The 16,283-nt window shown below is 59.3% G+C and carries 17 protein-coding genes; 8 read left to right on the top strand and 9 right to left on the bottom strand.

Going from position 1 to position 16,283, the window contains the following annotated elements; all coding sequences use genetic code 11:
- The first annotated feature begins 109 nt into the window (after positions 1 to 109).
- The 5 genes from coaBC (at position 110) to BW958_RS13125 (ending at position 3,759) form a co-directional block, all read left to right on the top strand.
- A complete protein-coding gene (coaBC, locus tag BW958_RS13145) occupies positions 110 to 1,330 on the top strand; it encodes a bifunctional phosphopantothenoylcysteine decarboxylase/phosphopantothenate--cysteine ligase CoaBC (RefSeq protein WP_076576209.1) in 1,221 nt (406 codons plus the stop codon).
- Between the two features lie 14 nt (positions 1,331 to 1,344).
- Positions 1,345 to 1,806 (top strand): dUTP diphosphatase, encoded by a 462-nt coding sequence (gene dut / locus BW958_RS13140; RefSeq protein WP_076576208.1) that lies wholly within the window; start codon positions 1,345 to 1,347, stop codon positions 1,804 to 1,806.
- A 62-nt stretch (positions 1,807 to 1,868) separates the two neighbouring features.
- Positions 1,869 to 2,465, top strand: a complete 597-nt coding sequence (gene slmA, locus BW958_RS13135) for a nucleoid occlusion factor SlmA (protein WP_076576207.1) — start codon at positions 1,869 to 1,871, stop codon at positions 2,463 to 2,465.
- 102 nt (positions 2,466 to 2,567) lie between these two features.
- The gene (locus BW958_RS13130) at positions 2,568 to 3,407 is read left to right on the top strand and encodes a mechanosensitive ion channel domain-containing protein (protein WP_076576206.1); all 840 of its coding nucleotides are present in this window, start codon (positions 2,568 to 2,570) and stop codon (positions 3,405 to 3,407) included.
- Positions 3,408 to 3,501: 94 nt separating this feature from the next.
- Positions 3,502 to 3,759: a ubiquinone biosynthesis accessory factor UbiK gene (locus BW958_RS13125; RefSeq protein WP_076576205.1), complete on the top strand. Its 258-nt coding sequence runs from the start codon at positions 3,502 to 3,504 to the stop codon at positions 3,757 to 3,759.
- Positions 3,760 to 3,804: 45 nt separating this feature from the next.
- Here BW958_RS13125 and BW958_RS13120 read toward each other — a convergent pair whose 3' ends face one another.
- From BW958_RS13120 to trxA, 6 genes are all read right to left on the bottom strand, one after another.
- Positions 3,805 to 4,821 carry a GGDEF domain-containing protein gene (locus BW958_RS13120; RefSeq protein WP_083687337.1) on the bottom strand — a complete coding sequence of 339 codons (1,017 nt, stop codon included), beginning with the start codon at positions 4,819 to 4,821 and terminating at the stop codon, positions 3,805 to 3,807.
- Positions 4,822 to 5,125: 304 nt separating this feature from the next.
- Entirely contained in the window at positions 5,126 to 5,821 is a 696-nt protein-coding gene (gene fre / locus BW958_RS13110; RefSeq protein WP_076576202.1) for an NAD(P)H-flavin reductase, read from the bottom strand.
- A 75-nt stretch (positions 5,822 to 5,896) separates the two neighbouring features.
- Positions 5,897 to 7,366, bottom strand: a complete 1,470-nt coding sequence (gene ubiD, locus BW958_RS13105; RefSeq protein WP_076576201.1) for a 4-hydroxy-3-polyprenylbenzoate decarboxylase — start codon at positions 7,364 to 7,366, stop codon at positions 5,897 to 5,899.
- A gap of 48 nt (positions 7,367 to 7,414) precedes the next feature.
- Positions 7,415 to 8,377 carry a hypothetical protein gene (locus BW958_RS13100; protein ID WP_076576200.1) on the bottom strand — a complete coding sequence of 321 codons (963 nt, stop codon included), beginning with the start codon at positions 8,375 to 8,377 and terminating at the stop codon, positions 7,415 to 7,417.
- Between the two features lie 106 nt (positions 8,378 to 8,483).
- Positions 8,484 to 9,749, bottom strand: a complete 1,266-nt coding sequence (rho, locus tag BW958_RS13095) for a transcription termination factor Rho (protein WP_076576199.1) — start codon at positions 9,747 to 9,749, stop codon at positions 8,484 to 8,486.
- Between the two features lie 193 nt (positions 9,750 to 9,942).
- The gene (gene trxA / locus BW958_RS13090) at positions 9,943 to 10,269 is read right to left on the bottom strand and encodes a thioredoxin TrxA (protein ID WP_076576198.1); all 327 of its coding nucleotides are present in this window, start codon (positions 10,267 to 10,269) and stop codon (positions 9,943 to 9,945) included.
- A 114-nt stretch (positions 10,270 to 10,383) separates the two neighbouring features.
- Here trxA and rhlB point away from each other — a divergent pair, with 114 nt between their 5' ends.
- Both rhlB and gppA read left to right on the top strand, forming a co-directional pair.
- Positions 10,384 to 11,667 carry an ATP-dependent RNA helicase RhlB gene (rhlB, locus tag BW958_RS13085; protein WP_076576197.1) on the top strand — a complete coding sequence of 428 codons (1,284 nt, stop codon included), beginning with the start codon at positions 10,384 to 10,386 and terminating at the stop codon, positions 11,665 to 11,667.
- A gap of 8 nt (positions 11,668 to 11,675) precedes the next feature.
- Positions 11,676 to 13,175, top strand: a complete 1,500-nt coding sequence (gppA, locus tag BW958_RS13080) for a guanosine-5'-triphosphate,3'-diphosphate diphosphatase (protein ID WP_076576196.1) — start codon at positions 11,676 to 11,678, stop codon at positions 13,173 to 13,175.
- Between the two features lie 35 nt (positions 13,176 to 13,210).
- On the opposite strand, the gene BW958_RS13075 is transcribed toward gppA, so the two are convergent.
- The 3 genes from BW958_RS13075 to rph all read right to left on the bottom strand — a co-directional run bounded on the left by BW958_RS13075 (position 13,211) and on the right by rph (position 15,202).
- A complete protein-coding gene (locus BW958_RS13075) occupies positions 13,211 to 13,705 on the bottom strand; it encodes a YbaK/EbsC family protein (protein WP_076576195.1) in 495 nt (164 codons plus the stop codon).
- Positions 13,706 to 13,764: 59 nt separating this feature from the next.
- Positions 13,765 to 14,406, bottom strand: coding sequence for an orotate phosphoribosyltransferase (gene pyrE / locus BW958_RS13070; protein WP_076576194.1), 642 nt, complete (start codon positions 14,404 to 14,406; stop codon positions 13,765 to 13,767).
- Between the two features lie 79 nt (positions 14,407 to 14,485).
- Entirely contained in the window at positions 14,486 to 15,202 is a 717-nt protein-coding gene (gene rph, locus BW958_RS13065; protein WP_076576193.1) for a ribonuclease PH, read from the bottom strand.
- Positions 15,203 to 15,342: 140 nt separating this feature from the next.
- Here rph and BW958_RS13060 point away from each other — a divergent pair, with 140 nt between their 5' ends.
- Positions 15,343 to 16,206, top strand: a complete 864-nt coding sequence (locus BW958_RS13060) for a YicC/YloC family endoribonuclease (protein ID WP_076576192.1) — start codon at positions 15,343 to 15,345, stop codon at positions 16,204 to 16,206.
- Positions 16,207 to 16,283 lie beyond the last annotated feature (77 nt).

Below are 16,283 nucleotides of genomic sequence, written 5' to 3'. Positions count from 1 at the left end.
ACAAAACCATAGTCGCTGCTGGCTATCCGGCAACTTGAGCTGGGCCTCTGTCCTGGCGCGGGTGGTGTGATATCTTAGCCAGCCTGTCATCACGACTTCGGACAACCCCATGGAACTGGCTGATAAGCGAATTCTGCTTGGCATCAGCGGCGGCATTGCTGCCTACAAGAGCGCAGAGCTGGTGCGCCGCCTGAAAGATCAGGGCGCCGACGTGCGTGTCGTCATGACCCGCTCGGCCAAGGAGTTCATCACCCCGCTGACCCTGCAAGCTGTCTCCGGCCATCCGGTGGCGGACAGCCTACTCGACCCGGCCGCTGAAGCTGGCATGGGCCATATCGAATTGGCGAAATGGGCTGATTTGGTCTTGATCGCCCCCGCCAGCGCTAACCTGATGGCGCGCATGGCCGCCGGCATGGGCGATGAGCTGCTCACCACCCTCTGTCTGGCGACACCGGCACCGGTGGCCTTGGCGCCGGCCATGAACCAGCAGATGTACCGTAATCCCGCCACCCAAGCCAATCTGGCCACCCTGGCCAGTCGCGGCATTCTGCTGTGGGGCCCGGATTCGGGCAGTCAGGCGTGTGGCGATGTAGGGCCGGGGCGCATGCTCGACCCGCTGGAACTGGTACAGCGCTGCGCGTTGCAGCTGCAAGGCCCTCAACCACTGGCCGGACTGCATCTTCTGTTGACCGCTGGCCCGACCCGCGAGGCTCTTGATCCGGTGCGTTTTATCAGTAATCACAGCTCCGGCAAGATGGGCTTTGCGCTGGCTCGCGCCGCCGCCGAAATGGGGGCGCGCGTGACGCTGGTGAGCGGGCCAGTCAACCTGCCGACACCGACTGGCGTGACCCGTATCGACGTGGAGAGCGCGCAGCAGATGCACGATGCCGTGCACGCTGCCGTGGCTGACAGTCAGATTTTTATCGGCTGCGCCGCCGTGGCCGACTATCGCGCTGCAGCCATCAGCCCTCAGAAAATCAAAAAAACCGCCGATAATGAAGAGTTGGTACTGACGCTGGTGAAAAACCCGGACATCATCGCCAGCGTGGGCGCCCTGCCGAACAAGCCGTTTACCGTCGGGTTTGCCGCTGAAACGGTGGATGTGGAACAATACGCCCTCGGCAAACTGCAGCGTAAACGTCTCGACATGATCGCAGCGAATGATGTCTCCCGTGCCGGTCAGGGTTTCAACTCTGACGACAATGCACTGACGGTCTTCTGGCCAGGTGGTAGCCAAGAGCTGCCGCTGGCCGACAAGCTGTCGATTGCCCGCCACCTGCTGACACTGGTGGTTGAACATTATCAGTGCGACCACCGTGGTCGCCCGTAACATTACAAGCATCCATGACGACACAGATTGAAGTAAAAATCCTCGACTCCCGTATCGGTAGTGACACCTATCCGCTGCCCGCCTATGCCACGCCGGGCTCTGCCGGTATGGACCTGCGCGCCCTGCTGGATGCACCGCTGACGCTGGCGCCCGGTGATACCACCCTGGTGCCGACCGGTCTGGCCATTCACATCAAGGATCCGGGACTGTGCGCCACCATCCTGCCCCGCTCCGGGCTGGGTCATAAGCACGGAATCGTGCTGGGCAATCTGGTCGGTCTGATTGACTCGGATTATCAGGGCCAGCTGATGGTCTCGGTCTGGAACCGCGGCAAGGATACGTTCACCATGCAACCGGGCGAGCGGATTGCCCAGCTGGTGATCCTGCCGGTAGTTCAGGCCAGCTTCCAGGTGGTCGCTGAGTTTGATCAGAGTGAGCGCGGGGAAGGTGGTTTCGGCTCTTCCGGCCGGCAATGAATGCTGACTGGTCCTGGGAAAGGCCAAAAGAATAAAGATAAGCCTTTGTTTTAGGGGAAAATATGGCAAGCAGTCAATTGAAGCAGAGCCGACGGGAGCAAATTCTGCAGGCCCTGGCAAGGATGCTGGAGACCAGCCCTGGGCAACGCATCACCACGGCCCGGCTGGCTGCCGAGGTCGGCGTGTCGGAAGCGGCGCTGTATCGGCACTTTCCCAGCAAGGCCCGCATGTTCGAAGGGCTGATCGATTTTATCGAGGATTCCCTGCTGTCGCGGGTCAACATCATCATGGCAGAAGAGAAGGACACCATGGCCCGCTGCCATCACATCCTGCAACTGCTGCTGATGTTTGCCGAACGCAACCCCGGTATCACCCGGATCCTCAACGGCGATGCTCTGCTCGGTGAGAACGACCGCCTGCGCGATCGCATCGGCCTGCTGTTTGACAAGCTGGAGACCCAGATCAAGCAGGTGCTGCGTGAAAAACGCCTGCGCGAAGGCCAGGGCTTCCAACTCGACGAGACCATGCTGGCCAACCTGCTGCTGGCCTATGCCGAAGGGCGCATCAGCCAGTTTGTCCGCTCCGAATTCAAGCTCAGGCCCAGCGCCGGCTTCGAGGAGCAGTGGCTGTTTATCCGCAATCAACTGCTGCAAAGCTGATCGCCAGGGGAGGCCGCTGCCTCCCCTGTGATTTTGCGCGACGATTACTGTCGCCATCGCATGATTTAATGGTCCATCACCCACCTTGCACGAGGAAACACGATGGAACCGGAGATCATCAACCAGGCACAGAGCTGGCTGGTCCACAATCAGGGCCTCATCATCGAATATGCGGTGAACATCGCCGCTGCGCTACTCACGCTGCTGGTGGGCTACTTTGCCGCCAATCTGCTCAGTGGCGGCGTGGTCAAGGTGATGAAGGCGCGCCGTCTCGACGCCACCGTGACCGAGTTTGTCGGCAGCATCCTCAAATACGCCATCCTGGTCTTCGTGGTGATTGCTGCGCTGGGCCGGGTCGGGGTGCAGACTGCCTCGTTTGTCGCCATCATCGGTGCCGCCGGTCTGGCTATCGGTCTGGCCCTGCAAGGTTCGCTCTCTAACTTTGCTGCCGGGTTCCTGCTCATCATCTTCCGCCCGATCAAGGCCGGTGAGTTTATCGAGGTGGCGGGAACCGCCGGCGTGGTACAGTCGGTACAACTGTTTACCACCACACTCACCACCGGTGACAACAAGATGGTGGTGGTACCCAATTCCGCCATTCTCAATGGCACCATCGTCAACTACTCACGCATGGCTCAGCGCCGGGTCGATATGACCTTCGGCATTGGCTATGGCTCTGACCTGCGCAAAGCCAAGAGCATACTGGCGCGGCTAGTAGCCGAAGACAGCCGTATTCTGCGCACGCCCGAGGTCACCATTGCCGTGGCGGCACTGGCCGACTCGTCGGTTAACATCGTGGTGCGCCCCTGGGTTAACAGCGCCGATTACTGGCCGGTCTGGTTCGATTTTCACGAAAAGGTAAAGCTGGCGTTTGATGCCGAAGGTATCGAGATCCCCTTCCCGCAGCAGGTGGTGCATCTGCAGCAGGAGCGCACCCAATAAGCGGCGCGACACGCTTGCCGCATAAAGTGTGCAGGCAGGCGCGGCACAAGTGGGCAAAAGGCGGTAAAATGGCGGCAATGACAAGGAGATTGCCATGATTGACCCGAAGAAACTGGAAGAAATTGCCAAGCAGATCCACAACGCCATGCCGCCCGGGATCAAGAGCATGGGCGAAGAGGTAGACAAGAAGGTGCGTCAGGTACTGCAAGCCCAGCTGGGCAAGTTGGACCTAGTGAGCCGCGAAGAGTTCGACGTGCAGACCAAGGTACTGCTGCGCACTCGTGAGAAGCTGGCTGCACTGGAAACCAAGCTGGAGCAGCTTGAGCAACAACTGGCCGCCAAGCAAGAATAACTGCTGGTTGTCATAACAAACCCCCTGCCAATGCGGGGGTTTTGTCTATTCGAATGACACGTTAAGCTGATGCCAGGCCAGCTTGCCGCGCTCTTTGGCCTGATACATGGCCCGGTCTGCCACCTCCAGCGCCTGCTCAAAGCTGATGCCGGGTTCATGCCACAGCGCAATGCCGATACTCATCCCCACCCGCAGCAGACTGTTGGGATCAGGCACATACTCCACCGCCCGCGCCAACAGCGCATCGGCCAGCTCACCAAAGGTATGATGAGTGGCGCCAGGGACGTGCACCACAAACTCGTCACCGCCATAGCGACCACACAGGGCTGACTCAGGCAGCATGCTGCGCAGCCAGTCGGCCATGCGCTGCAAGACCCGATCGCCACACACGTGGCCAAGCTGGTCATTGACCACCTTGAAATCATCCAGATCGATAAACATCAGCGCCCCACTGGTGCGCTGACTGCGCTGTTCAAACGCATGCCGAAATGCCTGCCGGTTAAGTAGACCGGTCAATGCATCGGTATTGGCCTGCAGGGAGAGGCGACGCTCGTACTCTTTGCGCTGGGTGACATCGATATGAGCGCCCATGATACGCACCGGCTCACCGTGAGAGTCCCACTCCAACACTCGTCCGCGATCCCACAGCCAGGTGATCTCGCCTTTCGGATTGATGGTGCGGTACTCCGCCTCATAAAACGGCAACTGGCCGCTGAGGTGGCCAAAGTAACTACCGAGCGCATGCTCGCGATCTTCCGGATGCAACTTGGCCCGCCACACATCAAAGTGCGGCGCCATATCCCCTTCCCGAAAATTCTGCAGGTTAAACACCCGCAGCTCGCCGGTACGCACCATTCCCTGCCAGACACAGATACCGGTGCCATCAAGGGTGGCATTGAGCTTCTCGAGCAGCAGGCGGTTGTCTTCCTCAAGGCGCGCCACTTCTGCACGCAAACGAGCAAGCTCTTGCTGGACGGGGTCACATTCATGCCCAACCTGCGGATCACCGAGGCACTGCCCGAGGGGCACACCTTCAGCCGGGTTTACAGACTCTCCGGTCAATACCACATACTCCTAGGGCTGGCACGCCAGCTGGTCAGGTTCTTGCTGCGGGTAGTGGACATCTGTCCAGCCGTGCAGACCATCGTTGTTAGGATGGCAATATGATGGAATTTAACGGGAAACCGCACAGACAGGAATAGAGGCACGGCTCTTTTTTCAATCAGAAAACCGTAAACCGGGCAATCGGCTGTCTCGTTTCAGCGATTGGCGGCGATTGAGGCGTGCATTGCATCCCGATGGTGCGGCGAAGGAAAACTGGACAGTTGCCGATGGCCCCCCGGAGCGAGTCCGAAGGGCGCTGGCATCAGATAAATTCGTAAGCGTCGCCGAAGATACGCTCGGGCTCAGCGCCCAGCAGCTTGAAGTCTTCACGCGCAGCACCAGCCATCTCAAAGCGGCCAGCGACATAGATGTCGTACTCGTTGAGGCTGACGAAGTCATCCATGATGGCCTTGTGGACCAGGCCGGTACGACCTTGCCACTGCTGATCCGGCTCTTGCACCACCGGAATAAAGGTGAGCGGTGCATAGCGACTCTCAAGCGCCTTCATCTCATCCGACTCATAGATCCAGTGGGCCTGACGTACGCCCCAGTAAACAAATACCGGGCGCTGGCTGCCACTATCGACCAACTGCTGCAGAATGGAGCGGACATAGGAGTAGCCTGTGCCGCCTGCCATCAGGATCAACGGACGGGGCGATTCGTCACGCAAGAACGCCTTGCCAGCGGCCAGTTCGACCTCAATCTCACCCTGCTCACGCATGCGGGCCAGGACCTGGCCGGCATAGGCATTTTCGGGGGTGGCACCAATTTGCAGCTCCAACCCGGCACGGGTCGGGGCATTGGCAATCGAGAACGGGCGCTTGTCCGAATTGCTCATCACCACCAGCAGGTATTGGCCCGCCTTGAATGTGACCTCCTGCACCGGCTCGAGAGCCACGTGCCAGATAGTCTCTACTACTTCGCGCAACTCGGTTACGCGGCACTTGATACGCTGCATTGATTTCCTTATTCGGTGGCTCGCCACCACGCTCATGTCATCGTTATTGTGGGCATCCCGCTGTGGATGTACCCATTAGTCGAGAATACCCAATTCATCCCAGATCGCATCAATCTTTTGCTTGATCGCCTCATCCTGAACGATTGGCGTGCCCCATTCGCGGCTGGTTTCACCCGGCCACTTATTGGTGGCATCCAACCCCATCTTGGAGCCCAGCCCGGATACCGGTGAGGCAAAATCAAGGTAATCAATCGGCGTGTGCTCAATGAGCGTGGTATCACGCGCCGGGTCCATCCGGGTGGTGATAGCCCACATCACATCCTTCCAGTCCCGGGCGTTCACATCGTCATCGCAAACAATCACGAACTTGGTATACATGAACTGGCGCAGGAACGACCAGACCCCCAGCATCACCCGCTTGGCATGGCCCGGATAACGCTTCTTGATGGTGACCACCGCCATCCGGTAAGAGCACCCTTCCGGCGGCAGGTAGAAATCGACGATCTCGGGGAACTGCTTTTGCAGCAGCGGAACGAACACCTCGTTGAGCGCCACGCCAAGCACCGCCGGCTCATCGGGCGGCCGCCCGGTGTAGGTGGTGTGGTAGATGGCATCTTTACGCATCGTCATGTGGGTGATGGTAAAGACCGGGAACTCGTCCACCTCGTTGTAATAACCGGTGTGATCGCCATAAGGGCCTTCCGGTGCCAGCTGGCCTGGCTCGATATAGCCCTCCAGCACAATCTCGGCACTGGCCGGCACTTCCAGATCGCAGCTCACCGCCTTGATCACTTCGGTGCGACTGCCGCGCAGCAGCCCGGCAAAGGCATATTCGGAGAGCGTATCCGGCACTGGCGTCACGGCGCCGAGAATGGTGGCCGGATCGGCGCCAAGCGCCACCGCAACCGGGAACCGTTCACCAGGATGCGCCTCCTGCCACTCACGAAAATCGATGGCCCCGCCGCGATGATCGAGCCAGCGCATAATGAGCTGGTTCTTGCCGATCTTCTGTTGGCGATAGATGCCAAGATTCTGCCGTTTCTTATAGGGCCCACGGGTCACGGTGAGGCCCCAGGTGACCAGCGGGGCGACGTCACCCGGCCAGCAGTGCTGGATCGGCAGGCGATCGAGGTCAACCTGTTCACCGGTCAACACAATCTCCTGACAGGGCGCCGACGAGAGGTTGCGCGTCGGCATGTTGAGCACCTGCTTGAAGATCGGCAGCTTCTCCATCAACTCGCGAAATCCCTTGGGCGGTTCCGGCTCTTTGAGATAGGAGAGCCAGGTGCCGACCTGGCGCAGGGCGCCCACGTCCGGCTGCCCCATCCCCATAGCGACCCGGTCCGGCGTGCCGAACAGATTGGCCAGCACCGGCATGGCATAGCCTTTGGGATTTTCAAACAGCAGGGCCGGACCACCGGCACGCAGGGTCCGGTCGCAAATCTCGGTCATCTCGAGGTAGGGATCGATCTCGTGGCTGATCCGCTTGAGCTGGCCAGCGGCCTCCAGCTGTCCGATAAAATCGCGTAAATCCTTGTATTTCATGAGTCTATGCTCCGAATTCAAGAGCGGACAGTATACCTGCAAGCCCGATTACGGGCGACCCAGTTCGGGCCGTTTTGCCGGTCCCATCTGATCGTGCAACAGGCGGTCGGCTAGCAGAATCAGCTGCAGCGACTCCTCGCGTGGTTTCAGCAGCCGCGACAGGGACACCCCTTGCGGTCCGATGCCGAGCTCGCGCTGCAGATAGTCACGCGCCTTGACCGGCAACGGCTGCAAGCCGCCCAATGTCAGCATGGCGCGCGAATTGAGGGCAGGAATACGGGCGGCAGCCAGCAGCAGATCACCAGCGGTGCTGCCTTGATGGAAGCGGGTCACCAGCGACACCGCCTGCAAAGAAGCACTATCCACCGGCCGGCTCCATAAGGCGCGAAACAGCTCTGGCTCTCCGGTGTGCGACAGCAGGGCGTAGGCCAACTGGTTATCGGGCAAGAACAGGGCACTGCGAGCCAGCTCGCGGGCCAATCCCTGCAATACCGGCAGCGGAGCGCCGGGCAGGGCCGCCAGCAGAGCACTCTGCTGACGCATCACATCGGGATTATTGAGGCGATAGAGTGAACGCAGCACAAAATTGCCTTGCTGCAGCTGCACTGAATATTGAGCTTGCCAGTCGAGTTGCTGCCAGGATTGCAGCAGATTGCGCGCCAGCGCCGGATAGTCATGGCGAGGTAGCGAGACCAGAAAGCCATCACGGGTTATTTCGTCAAAATCCTGGGCGACCCGCTGTGCCTGGGCATTAACCCAGCTGCGCACCGACTCCTGTGGGCGCTCCAGCGGACTTAACGATTGCAGTAGCAGCCAGCGCAGCTGCTCGGCATCGGGGTCAGGCAAGGTAACCAGCAAAGCCTCCAGGGCATCCAGCTGTCCCTGCTTGAGGCGCTCCTCGAGATAGGGAAGATGGTCTGCCACCTTCCATCCGATCGCCGTTTCACTACTGCTGGCCAGTGCCAGGTGGCTGCATAGCAACAGCAGCAGCGACCACCACACCTTGTTCATTCGTTCCCATTCCCTTTGGAACACTTGGTTTATAGTGCGCCGGCAATGTGCTGCCGCGCAAATGAAAACCGCGGCCCGGAGGCCGCGGATGTCGCACCGTGACGGATTACTTCTGCTGACGCTTCATGGCGTCGAAGAACTCGTCGTTGGTCTTGGTCATCGCCAGCTTGTCGATGAGGAACTCGATGCCGTCAATCTCGCCCATCGGATGGACAATCTTGCGCAGGATCCACATCTTCTGCAGCTCTTCCGGCGTGGTAAGCAGCTCTTCCTTACGGGTACCGGAGCGGGTGATGTCGATGGCCGGATAGACGCGCTTCTCGGCAATCTTGCGTGAGAGGTGCAGTTCCATGTTACCGGTGCCCTTGAACTCTTCGTAAATCACTTCGTCCATCTTGGAGCCGGTGTCGATGAGTGCAGTGGCAATGATGGTCAGGCTACCGCCTTCCTCGACATTACGGGCGGCACCGAAGAAGCGCTTCGGACGGTGCAGGGCGTTGGCGTCCACACCACCGGTCAGCACCTTGCCAGAGGAAGGAATCACGGTGTTGTAGGCACGCGCCAGACGAGTGATGGAGTCGAGCAGGATGATGACATCCTTCTTGTGCTCAACCAGACGCTTGGCCTTCTCGATCACCATTTCGGCAACCTGAACGTGGCGGGCAGCCGGTTCGTCGAAGGTAGAGGCGATCACTTCGCCCTTGACCATGCGCTGCATCTCGGTCACTTCTTCCGGACGCTCGTCGATGAGCAACACAATCAGTTCGCAGTCGGGGTGGTTGTAAGCGATGCTCTGGGCGATGTTCTGCAGCAGCATGGTCTTACCGGCCTTGGGCGGCGCCACGATCAGGCCGCGCTGGCCCTTACCGATGGGCGAAGCCAGATCCAGAACCCGGGCGGTGATGTCTTCGGTCGAGCCGTTACCGCGCTCCATACGCAGACGCTCGTTGGCGTGCAGCGGAGTGAGGTTTTCAAACAGGATCTTGTTGCGGGCGTTTTCCGGACGGTCGTAGTTGATGCTATCGACCTTGAGCAGGGCAAAATAGCGTTCGCCCTCTTTCGGCGGACGAATCTTGCCGGCAATGGTGTCACCGGTACGCAGGTTGAAGCGGCGGATTTGGCTCGGGGAGACATAGATGTCATCCGGACCAGCCAGATAGGAGCCGTCGGCACTACGCAGGAAACCAAACCCATCGGTCAGGATCTCGAGTACGCCGTCGCCAAAGATATCTTCCCCACTCTTGGCATGGGCCTTGAGGATGGCAAAAATGATGTCTTTCTTGTGGGCCCGTGCCAGATTTTCCAGCCCCATCGATTCGCCCAGCTTAATCAGCTCGGACACAGGGGTGTTCTTTAATTCAGTCAGATTCATAGCAATGAAATTCTGTAAGAAGGATTGTGAGGTGTGGGGAAGTCTGCTGGGTTACTGCTGATGTTGCTTGGAGCCGTTGGATTAACGGCAAGAAGATTAGCAAACGAACAATAAAGTAGCACCAATCCTGGGTAGCGTCCACCTGCTGATACAGAAGGAGCGCATTATTGCAATGCGCTCCTCGAATCGATCATCAGATGTTGCTATCCAGAAACTCTTTCAGTTGAGTCTTGGAGAGGGCGCCCACCTTGGTGGCAGCCACTTCGCCATTCTTGAACAACAGCAGGGTCGGGATACCACGGATGCCGAACTTCGGCGGGGTATCAGGGTTGTGATCGATGTTCAGTTTGGCCACGGTAACACGGCCTTCATATTCCTGAGCCACTTCTTCCAGGATCGGGGCGATCATTTTGCACGGACCGCACCATTCAGCCCAGAAATCCACCAGAATCGGGGTGGCAGAACTAGCTACATCTGCCTCGAAGCTGGCATCGCTCAGCTGAACAATCTTGTCACTCATTATCCAACTCCAGTCAGTAAATAAGGCTTTATTGAGAGGCCAATAAAGGCCATAGTTGCCCTATTTGAAATGATCCTGTTTATTAATGCAAGCCTAACCTGATAACCTACGGCCATGAGCAAAACACATCTAACTGACGAAAAATTCGCCCAAATGGGCCTCGAACCCGAAGTGCTGGCCGGTCTGGAAGCCAAGGGATTTCATTATTGTACGCCGATCCAGGCGCTCTCCCTGCCGCTGCTGGTTGAAGGCCATGACATCGCAGGCCAGGCGCAAACAGGAACAGGCAAAACCATCGCATTCCTCGCCGCCACCTTCAACTATCTTCTCACCCATCCTCTGACCAAGCCCCACCTCATCAACCAACCGCGCGCCATCATCATGGCACCGACCCGTGAGCTGGCGGTGCAGATCCACAAGGATGCCGAGGGGATGGCTGCCACCACCGGTCTCAAGCTCGGTCTGGCTTATGGCGGTGAAGGCTATGACAAGCAGCTGGCCGTGCTGGAACAGGGTGTCGACATCCTGGTCGGTACCACAGGTCGCATCATCGACTACTACAAGTCGAAGGTGATCGATCTGGCCAATATTCAGGTCGTGGTGCTGGATGAAGCGGATCGTATGTTCGATCTGGGCTTTATCAAGGACATCCGCTTCCTGTTCCGCCGCATGCCGGCAGCCACCGATCGTCTCAACATGCTGTTCTCCGCCACCCTGTCGCTGCGCGTACAAGAGCTGGCTTATGAACACATGACCAACCCGACTCACGTTCAGGTTGAGCCGGAGCAGATGACCGGCGTTCGCATCAAAGAAGAGCTCTTCTACCCCTCCAACGAGGACAAGATGCTGCTTCTGCTGAGCCTCATCGAAGAAGAGTGGCCAGACAAGGCTATTGTATTTGCCAACACCAAGCACTGCTGCGAAGACATCCATGCCTGGCTGGAAGCCGATGGCCATCGTGTCGGTCTGCTGACCGGCGACGTACCGCAGAAAAAGCGCCTGAAGATCCTCGACGACTTCACCAAGGGCAGCCTCGATATTCTGGTTGCAACCGACGTTGCCGCCCGTGGTCTGCACATTCCTGACGTAACCCACGTCTTTAACTATGACCTGCCGGACGACTGCGAAGACTACGTACACCGCATCGGCCGTACCGGTCGGGCCGGCAAGAGCGGTCACTCCATCAGCCTGGCTTGTGAAGACTATGCCTTCAACCTGCCGGCCATCGAGGAGTACATCCGCCATCCGATCCCGGTCAGCAAGTATGATCGCCAAGCTCTGCTGGATGACGTGACCCCGCCGCGCCGCGTGCAACGCAACCGTCCGCCGGTTAACCGCAACATGCGCGACCGCCAGGGTGGCGGTGGCAACCGTCGCCGTCCGCCCAAGAAGAGCTGAGGATCCCGGTGAGCAGTACGCCTCTCTATGCCGCCATCGACCTTGGCTCCAACAGCTTTCACATGCTGGTGGTGTGCGAGGTCGCCGGTGCCCTGCGCACCGTGGCCAAGGTCAAGCGCAAGGTGCGCTTGGCGGCCGGTCTGGATGCCGATTTCCGTCTCAGCCAAAGCGCCATGGAGCGCGGCTGGGACTGTCTTCGCCTGTTCGCCGAGCAGTTGCAGGATATTCCACCGGAGAATATCCGGGTGGTCGGTACCGCTACCTTGCGGCTGGCCACCAATGTGGAAGAGTTTCTGCAAGAGGCCGAACGGGTGCTCAACCACAGCATCGAGATTATCTCCGGCGAGGAAGAGGCCAAGACCATCTATGAAGGGGTCTCCTGGACCTCGGCCGGTGAAGGCAACCGACTGGTCATCGACATCGGCGGTGCCAGCACCGAGCTGGTGATCGGCGAGCAGAGCGAGGCCAAACTGCTGAGCAGCCTGCACATGGGCTGTGTCACCTGGCTAAATAACCACTTTGGCGATGGAGAACTCTCAGCCGAGCGCTTCCAGCAAGCGATCGACGCAGCCAAGGCCGTTCTGCTCGATGTGGCCGGTGACTATGTGGCGCTGGGCTGGAACAGCTGTGTCGGCGCCTCCGGCACGGTGCAGGCACTGCAAGAGATCATGCTGGCACAGGGCAAGAGCGAGCGCGTGACGCTGCCCAAGCTGCAAGAGTTGAAGCAGCAGGCTATCGCCTGCGGCCGACTCGATCAGCTGCAACTCGAAGGCCTCACCGCCGAGCGGCTGACCGTGTTTCCGTCCGGCTTGGCCATCCTGATTGCCCTGTTCGAAGTGCTCGGCATCGAGAGCATGACGCTGGCCGGTGGTGCCCTGCGCGAAGGGCTGATCTATGGCCTGCTTGGCAACAGCCACGATTGCGATGCCCGCGATCGTACCGCCAACAGTCTGATTAACCGCTATCAGCTCGACCGTGAACACGCCGAGCGGGTGCGCGACACCGTGGTGGAAGCGTTTAATCAGGTGCAAGCCGCCTGGCGCCTGTCGCGCCGCTATGGCCGGCCGATCCTGCGTTACGCCGCGCTGCTCCACGAAATCGGCCTCTGCATCGAGTACAAAAAAGCCCCGCAGCACGCCGCCTACATCATCGATAACATCGATATGCCGGGCTTTACGCCAGCGCAAAAACATCTGCTGTCGGCCTTGCTGTTCAACCAGCGCGATGACTTCAAACTGACGCCTCTCGAGCGTCAGGGTGCCGTCACCGCCCGCCAGTCGATCCGGCTGGCCCGCTTGTTGCGTCTGGCCCTGATCCTCTGCATGCGACGCACTCAGGGCACAGTGCCGGAGTTCCAGCTGCAGGCGAATGGCGATAGCTTGCTGTTAACCCTGCCGACCGGTTGGCTCGACGTGCACTACCTGCGCGCCAGCGAGCTACGCCTTGAGATTGAACGTCAGCAGAAGATGGGCTGGCCCATCTCGATAGCCGAGAGTGACCAGATTTGACCGACAGGGGCGCCACATTGCGCCCCTTCGTTTATCTAGGTGGTCACGAGGTTAGCAAACGGCAGCCAGCGCGGCGCCGCAATGCGCTGATAATCGGCGCTGGCAAGGATGAGCGAACGCTCCAGCGTACCGGCGTTGAATGCCAGCTCGTCAAATCGCTCGCGCAGCAGGGGATCGGCCACCAGCAGCAAGTCGGGATGAAAGCTGAACGGTGGGATGGCGCCAAAGACGCAATCGGTCAGCGCCGTGACCTCGGCCGGACTGGCCAGCGCAGCCCGGCTGCCGCCCAGCCCCTGTGCCAACGCGGCCAGATTGGCCTGACAGTCGGCCGGCAGTACAGCCAGAACGTGGCATTTGATGCCATTCCCTTTGACATGACACACCAAGCCTTTGGCGCCCTGACCCAGCTGGGTGCCGCGCAGCCTGGCCACCTCTTCCGATTTGCCGGCACTGGCATGCTCCACCACCCGATAACGGGCCTGCTCTACATCCAGCAGCGTAATCAGGCGATGAAAGGTCGCAAGCGACATGGGCAGACTCCTGGTCATCAAAACGGGGCGTCTGGCACGCCCCGCCTATGCTGACTCGATCAGATGCCGTATTGCGCGCGATAAGCGCGCATGGCGACCAGCTGATCGGCCATCTCCGGCTTCTCTTCCAGATAGGTGATCAGATCGCCCAACTGGATGATGGCAATCACCTGCGCCTGATAGTCGCGCTCCACTTCCTGAATGGCGGAGAGCTCACCCTTGCCCTTCTCCTGACGGTCGAGCGCAATCAATACCCCGGCCAGGGTGGCACCGTTAGCCTGGATCAGATCCATCGACTCGCGAATGGCGGTTCCGGCGGTGATCACATCATCCACCAGCATGATGCGGCCTTTGAGCGGGCTGCCGACCAGATTGCCACCCTCGCCATGGTCCTTGGCCTCTTTGCGGTTGAAGCACCAGGGGGTGTCGACATCGTGCTGCTCAGCCAACTGCACGGCGGTGGCCGATGCAATCGGAATGCCCTTGTAGGCCGGTCCAAACAACACATCATACTGGATGCCGGCATCCATCAGGGCAGCGGCATAAAACCGGCCGAGACGGGCCAGATCACGACCACTGCAAAACAGACCGGCGTTGAAGAAATAGGGGCTCTTGCGACCGGATTTCAGGGTGAATTCACCGAATTTCAGAACCTGTTTCTCCAGGGCAAACTCGATAAATTGACGCTGATAGGCTTTCATCCTGGCTCCTTGCTTGATTGCTGGGTGTGGGGGGTTAAACAACAGATACAAAAAACGCGGCCAATGCCGCGTTTCCATATCACTTCAGCGAGGCTTTCTGCACCTCGATAATCTGGCCGATGCCATCACGGGCCAACGCCAGCATGGTCATCAGCTCCTCCTGGGTAAACGGCTCGCCTTCGGCGGTGCCCTGAACCTCAATGAGGCGACCATCTTCGGTCATCACCACGTTCATGTCGGTCTCGGCGGCAGAATCTTCGACATACTCCAGATCGCAGATCGCCTGACCTTGATGGATGCCGACCGATACCGCGGCCACCATCTGCTTGAGCGGGCTCTGCTTGAGCATGCCCTTCTCCACCATCCAGTTAAGGGCATCGACCAGCGCCACGCAGGCACCGGTGATAGAGGCCGTGCGCGTACCGCCATCGGCTTGCAGCACATCGCAATCCACGGTGATGGAGTGCTCACCGAGAGCTGTCAGATCGACCGCAGCACGCAAGGAGCGGGCGATCAGGCGCTGAATTTCCAGGGTGCGGCCACCCTGCTTGCCAGACGCCGCTTCGCGGTTCATACGAGTGTGGGTGGAGCGCGGCAGCATGCCATATTCGGCAGTGACCCAGCCCTGGCCCTTGCCCTTGAGGAAGCGCGGCACACTGGTATCGACGCTGGCGGTACACAGCACCCGGGTGTTGCCAAACTCAACCAGCACAGACCCTTCGGCATGCTTGGTGAACTGGCGGGTAATGGTGACCGGACGGACAGCAGCAAGTGCGCGATCGTTGGGACGGGACATGATGACCTCTGGACTGGCTTGAATTGGCGCAAGAGTATACGTGATCGGGCAGCAAATATCAGCCCGAAGGGCCAGCGCGGCTGACGCCTTCCCCCCCGACGGGTATACTCTGTGTACTTTTCCTCAAATGGGACACACCCATGATCCACAGCATGACCGCCTACGCCCGCAAGGAAATCAAGGGCGACTGGGGTACCGCCGTCTGGGAGATCCGTTCGGTCAACCAGCGTTACCTCGAGACCTACATCCGCATGCCGGAGCAACTGCGCAGCCTTGAACCTGTGCTGCGTGAGCGCTTTCGGAACGCCCTGCAGCGCGGCAAGGTGGAGTGCAACCTGCGCTTCGAAGCAGCCCAGGCCGGGGCCGGTCAGCTGCACATCAATGAAGAGCTGGCCAAGCTCATCATCGAGAGCGCCAACTGGGTAATGAAAAAGGCCGGTCAGGGCCAACTCAACCCGGTTGACGTGCTACGTTGGCCCGGTGTGATGGCTGCCGCCGAACAGGACATGGATGCCGTCAACAGCGCCCTGATGGCCGGTTTTGACGAAACCCTTACCGACTTTATCGCCTCGCGCGCCAGCGAAGGGGCCAATCTCAAGGCCTTGATCGAGCAGCGCCTCGACGCCATCAATGTCGAAGTCGTCAAGGTGCGTGGCCAGATGCCACAGATCCTCGACTGGCAGCGTCAGAAACTGAGCGAACGGCTGGCAGAAGCCAAGGTAGAGCTCGATCCGGCCCGCCTCGAGCAAGAGATGGTGCTGCTGGCACAGAAGATCGACGTAGCCGAAGAGCTCGACCGCCTGCAGATGCACATCGGTGAAACCTGCAAGATCCTGAAAAAAGGTGGCGCCTGCGGCCGTCGTCTCGACTTTATGATGCAGGAGTTCAACCGCGAGTCGAACACCCTCGGCTCCAAGTCGATCAACGCCGACGTCACCCAGTCCGCCGTCGAGCTGAAAGTGCTGATCGAACAGATGCGTGAGCAAATTCAAAATATCGAGTAATTCTCGCGGCTCATTTAAAGAAAAAGCCATTGTTTACAATGGCTTTTTTCGTTTTTAGTACGATGTGGCGTCGATTC

Origin of the sequence: Aeromonas sp. RU39B, from assembly GCF_900156095.1 — a bacterium.
In the GTDB taxonomy this organism is placed as follows: domain Bacteria; phylum Pseudomonadota; class Gammaproteobacteria; order Enterobacterales; family Aeromonadaceae; genus Aeromonas.
This window is presented reverse-complemented; position numbering and strand designations above follow the sequence as displayed.

Excerpts from the sequence above, each read along its gene's own strand:
- dut (WP_076576208.1), top strand. The coding sequence starts at position 1,345 with ATGACGACACAGATTGAAGTAAAAATCCTCGACTCCCGTATCGGTAGT.
- slmA (WP_076576207.1), top strand. The coding sequence starts at position 1,869 with ATGGCAAGCAGTCAATTGAAGCAGAGCCGACGGGAGCAAATTCTGCAG.
- BW958_RS13130 (WP_076576206.1), top strand. The coding sequence starts at position 2,568 with ATGGAACCGGAGATCATCAACCAGGCACAGAGCTGGCTGGTCCACAAT.
- BW958_RS13060 (WP_076576192.1), top strand. The coding sequence starts at position 15,343 with ATGATCCACAGCATGACCGCCTACGCCCGCAAGGAAATCAAGGGCGAC.
- ubiD (WP_076576201.1), bottom strand. The coding sequence starts at position 7,366 with ATGAAATACAAGGATTTACGCGATTTTATCGGACAGCTGGAGGCCGCT.
- BW958_RS13125 (WP_076576205.1), top strand. The coding sequence starts at position 3,502 with ATGATTGACCCGAAGAAACTGGAAGAAATTGCCAAGCAGATCCACAAC.
- coaBC (WP_076576209.1), top strand. The coding sequence starts at position 110 with ATGGAACTGGCTGATAAGCGAATTCTGCTTGGCATCAGCGGCGGCATT.
- rho (WP_076576199.1), bottom strand. The coding sequence starts at position 9,749 with ATGAATCTGACTGAATTAAAGAACACCCCTGTGTCCGAGCTGATTAAG.
- rph (WP_076576193.1), bottom strand. The coding sequence starts at position 15,202 with ATGTCCCGTCCCAACGATCGCGCACTTGCTGCTGTCCGTCCGGTCACC.
- pyrE (WP_076576194.1), bottom strand. The coding sequence starts at position 14,406 with ATGAAAGCCTATCAGCGTCAATTTATCGAGTTTGCCCTGGAGAAACAG.
- BW958_RS13075 (WP_076576195.1), bottom strand. The coding sequence starts at position 13,705 with ATGTCGCTTGCGACCTTTCATCGCCTGATTACGCTGCTGGATGTAGAG.
- rhlB (WP_076576197.1), top strand. The coding sequence starts at position 10,384 with ATGAGCAAAACACATCTAACTGACGAAAAATTCGCCCAAATGGGCCTC.
- trxA (WP_076576198.1), bottom strand. The coding sequence starts at position 10,269 with ATGAGTGACAAGATTGTTCAGCTGAGCGATGCCAGCTTCGAGGCAGAT.
- BW958_RS13100 (WP_076576200.1), bottom strand. The coding sequence starts at position 8,377 with ATGAACAAGGTGTGGTGGTCGCTGCTGCTGTTGCTATGCAGCCACCTG.
- fre (WP_076576202.1), bottom strand. The coding sequence starts at position 5,821 with ATGCAGCGTATCAAGTGCCGCGTAACCGAGTTGCGCGAAGTAGTAGAG.